Origin of the sequence: Pseudokineococcus marinus (assembly GCF_013004605.1) — a bacterium.
Lineage (GTDB): Bacteria > Actinomycetota > Actinomycetes > Actinomycetales > Quadrisphaeraceae > Pseudokineococcus > Pseudokineococcus marinus.
The window spans coordinates 1-3196 of sequence record NZ_JABEMA010000326.1; the positions used below are offsets into that span (position 1 = coordinate 1).

3 protein-coding genes are annotated in these 3196 nt (G+C 77.5%); all 3 read left to right on the forward strand.

Annotation, left to right across the window (positions count from 1 at the left end; translation table 11 throughout):
• Positions 1-1077: histidinol dehydrogenase (hisD, locus tag HLB09_RS14805; RefSeq protein WP_171204101.1), on the forward strand; the 1077-nt coding region annotated here is incomplete at its 5' end.
• Between the two features lie 50 nt (positions 1078-1127).
• Complete coding sequence (locus HLB09_RS14810) at positions 1128-2297, forward strand: histidinol-phosphate transaminase (protein ID WP_344554300.1); 1170 nt, start codon at positions 1128-1130, stop codon at positions 2295-2297.
• Positions 2294-2953: an imidazoleglycerol-phosphate dehydratase HisB gene (gene hisB / locus HLB09_RS14815; RefSeq protein ID WP_171204102.1), complete on the forward strand. Its 660-nt coding sequence runs from the start codon at positions 2294-2296 to the stop codon at positions 2951-2953. The genes HLB09_RS14810 and hisB overlap by 4 nt, the downstream gene beginning before the upstream one ends.
• Positions 2954-3196: the final 243 nt, after the last annotated feature.

A 3196-nucleotide genomic window follows, 5' to 3' on the forward strand; every position in this document is an offset into this window, starting at 1 on the left:
GCCGCGCTCGAGGAGTCGGTGCGCCGCGCGCGCCTCGTCCACGCCGACCAGCGCCGCACGGACACGACGACGCAGGTCGTGCCCGGCGGCACGGTCACCGAGCGGTGGGTCCCGGTGGGGCGCGTGGGCCTCTACGTCCCCGGCGGCGTGGCCGTGTACCCCAGCAGCGTCGTCATGAACGTCGTGCCGGCGCAGGAGGCCGGCGTCGGCTCGCTCGCCGTGGCGAGCCCGCCCCAGCGCGAGCACGGCGGCCTGCCCCACCCGACGGTCCTGGCGGCGTGCGCGCTGCTCGGCGTCGAGGAGGTCTACGCGGTCGGGGGCGCCCAGGCCGTCGCGATGCTCGCGCTCGGCGCCCGCGAGGACGACGGCTCGCGCCTGTGCGCGCCCGTCGACATCGTCACGGGTCCGGGCAACCGCTACGTCGCCGCCGCCAAGCGCCTCCTGCGCGGCGTCGTGGGGATCGACGCCGAGGCCGGCCCCACGGAGGTCATGGTCCTCGCCGACGGCGCCGCCGACCCCGCGCTCGTGGCCGCCGACCTCGTCAGCCAGGCCGAGCACGACGCGGTGGCCGCCGCCGTCCTCGTCACGACGTCGGAGGACCTGGCCGCGCGCGTCGAGGCCGAGCTCGAGACCCAGGTGCCCGCCACCAAGCACGCGGAGCGGGTGCGGACGGCGCTCGCCGGCCCCCAGTCCGCCGTCGTGCTCGTGGACGACGAGGCCGGGCTGCTCGCCGTCGCCGACGGCTACGGCGCCGAGCACCTCGAGGTGCAGACGGCCGACGCCGCGGCGCTCGCGGCGCGCGTGCGCAACGCGGGCGCCATCTTCGTGGGGCCGCACGCCCCCGTCTCCCTCGGCGACTACTGCGCGGGCTCCAACCACGTCCTGCCGACCGGCGGCTGCGCCTGCTTCTCCAGCGGGCTGTCGGTGCAGACCTTCCTGCGCGGCATCCACGTCGTCGACTACTCGGCGCAGGCGCTCGCCGACGTCGCCCCGCACGTCGTCGCGCTCGCCGAGGCCGAGGACCTGCCCGCGCACGGCCAGGCCGTCACGGCGCGCCTGCGCGGGAGCGGGGCGTGAGCGGCGACGCCGGCCCCGCCGGCGCGACGACGACGGACCCGGTGGCGGCCGTGCCGACCCCCGGGGACCCCGCGGCGCGGGCGGCCTCCCTCGCCGACCTCCCGCTGCGCGACGTCCTGCGCGGCGTCGAGCCCTACGGCGCCCCGCAGCTCGACGTTCCGGTGCTGCTCAACGTCAACGAGAACCCCGTCCCGCCGTCGGAGGTCGTCGCCCGGGAGATGGGGGAGGCCGTCGCCGCGGCCGCGCGCGGGCTCAACCGCTACCCCGACCGCGAGTTCCTCGACCTGCGGGCCGACCTCGCGGACTTCCTGGCCCTCGAGTCGGGGGTCCGCCTGCCGGCCGCGCAGCTCTGGGCCGCCAACGGCTCCAACGAGGTCATGCTCCAGGTGCTGCAGGCCTTCGGCGGCGAGGGCCGCACGGCGGTGTCCTTCGCGCCGACCTACTCGATGTACCCGGAGTACGCGCGGGACACCGGGACCCGCTGGGTCGTCGGCCGGCGCCGCGACGACTTCACCGTCGACCCGGCGGCGGCGGTGGCGCTCGTCGAGCGGGAGCAGCCGTCCGTCGTCCTGCTCGCCTCGCCGAACAACCCGACGGGCACCGCGCTGCCGCGCGAGGTCGTCGAGGCCGTGTGCGACGTCGCGCCGGGCGTGGTCGTCGTCGACGAGGCGTACGCCGAGTTCCGCCGCGAGGGCGTCCCGAGCGCGCTGGAGCTGCTCGAGCGCTACCCGCGCCTGGCCGTCAGCCGGACGATGAGCAAGGCCTTCAGCCTCGCCGGCGCGCGCGTGGGCTACCTCGCGTCGTCGCGGGCCGTCGTCGACGCGCTGCGCGTCGTCCGCCTGCCGTACCACCTGTCCGGCGTCACCCAGGCCGTCGCCCGCGTCGCCCTGCGGCACTCCGCCGAGCTGCTCCGCGGTGTCGACGCGCTGCGCGCCGAGCGCGACGCCCTCGTCGCGTGGCTGCGCGGCCTCGACCTCGAGGTGGCCGACAGCGACGCCAACTTCGTGCTCTTCGGGCGTCTTGCCGACCGCCACGCCGCCTGGCGGGGCCTGCTCGACCGCGGGGTGCTCGTCCGGGAGACGGGCCCCGAGGGGTGGCTGCGCGTCTCGGTGGGGACGCCGGAGGAGACCGCCGCCTTCAGGAGCGCCCTGGTCGAGGTCCTCGCCACCCCCGCCGGCGCCCGCGCGGCCGGCCCCGACGCCCCGGAGGGCACCCGATGACCGACCCCGCCCCTCTCGAGAGCACCGCCCCCGTCGAGGGCCCGGCCCGCCGCGCGCGCGTCGAGCGCCGCACGAGCGAGTCCTCCGTCGTCGTCGAGGTCGACCTCGACGGCACGGGCGAGTCGCGCATCAGCACGGGCGTGGGCTTCTACGACCACATGCTCACGGCGCTCGCGCGCCACAGCCTCGTCGACCTCGTCGTCGAGGCCGAGGGCGACCTCCACATCGACGCCCACCACACCGTCGAGGACGTCGCCATCTGCCTCGGGCAGGCCTTCCGGCAGGCCATGGGCGACAAGCGCGGTCTCGTGCGCTTCGGCGACGCGACGGTGCCGCTCGACGAGGCGCTCGTCCAGGCCGTCGTCGACGTCTCCGGCCGGCCGTACTGCGTCCACTCGGGGGAGCCGGCCGGCCAGGAGCACGTCCTCATCGGCGGCGGCCCGGGCAACACCCCCTACCTCGGCTCGCTGACCCGGCACGTCCTGGAGTCCTTCGCCTTCCACGCCCACATCGGCCTGCACGTGCGGGTCCTCGCGGGGCGCGACGCGCACCACGTCGTCGAGACGCAGTTCAAGGCGGTCGCCCGGGCGCTGCGGACGGCGCTCGCGCACGACCCGCGGGTCACGGGCGTCCCGAGCACCAAGGGCGCGCTCTGACCGGCGGGCCCGACGAGCCCCTCGACGGGTCCGGCGACGAGGTCGAGGACGGCTCGGTCGAGGGCCCGGCGGAGCGCGTCGTCGTCGTGGCGCCCGTCGCCGACGCCGGCCGCCTCGCCGGTGCGCTCGCCCTCGCGCGGGTGGCCGCCGTCGTCGCGCCCCTCGACGGGCGCGGGTGCCTCGTCGCGGCGCCGAGCGACGGTGACCCGGACGCCGTCGTGCGCGGCGCCTCGCGGGCGCTCG

Excerpts from the sequence above, each read along its gene's own strand:
- hisB (WP_171204102.1), top strand. The coding sequence starts at position 2,294 with ATGACCGACCCCGCCCCTCTCGAGAGCACCGCCCCCGTCGAGGGCCCG.